Source organism: Flavivirga sp. 57AJ16 (assembly GCF_028736925.1).
Lineage (GTDB): Bacteria > Bacteroidota > Bacteroidia > Flavobacteriales > Flavobacteriaceae > Flavivirga.
In genome coordinates this window covers 1-604 of record NZ_JAQZAT010000052.1, presented here as the reverse complement: position 1 = coordinate 604, position 604 = coordinate 1, and the positions used below count along the sequence as shown (strand labels likewise).

Here is a 604-nt window from a genome sequence, read left to right as displayed (position 1 = left end):
AAGGTCGTGTTGAAAGAGGACTTGGACTTGAAGCCGACCTCGTTGGCAATGCCCATAATGGAATAGTTCCTGAACCTGTCGTCCTTGAGACAAGCTACAAACTCTTCCGCCCTGTACTTGTTCATACAGTCCTGGAAATTGGATTTTAAGTACACGTTCAGGACCTCGGATAAGTACTGTCTTGGAATGCCCATCCTTTGGGCTACCAGGTTGACCGTTATATTGCTGTTGGTAAAGAGCCTCTCCCTGTCCATGAGCCTTAAAAAGTCCCTTTTATATACCTCAGCTTTGGATCTACTGAGGCTCGATGTCTTATAGGCCCTGGTATCGGCCTTAGGCAATACGGATTTCGGCGATACGACGAGCCTAAACAAAATCATATATAATAGTACCGCTGATAATCCAATAATACCATAACTTTCTAGGAAAGAGAAATTATTATGATTTTTCGTTACGATGAACGAAGCCTCATCAATTAAGTTCAGTAAGGCATAAGGCACTATAAAAAACAGCATCCATCTTTCCTTTTTGTTCTTGATGATGTCATAGATGGTATACCCTAAATAGACCAATAGCGTGACGCCTGCCAGGACTTCCCCTATAA

The 604-nt window shown here is 42.5% G+C and carries 1 protein-coding gene; it reads right to left on the bottom strand.

Annotated features, from left to right (window positions below):
* Positions 1-604 (bottom strand): helix-turn-helix domain-containing protein (locus PQO00_RS20300; protein ID WP_369128024.1); only part of this gene is annotated, 604 nt, incomplete at both ends.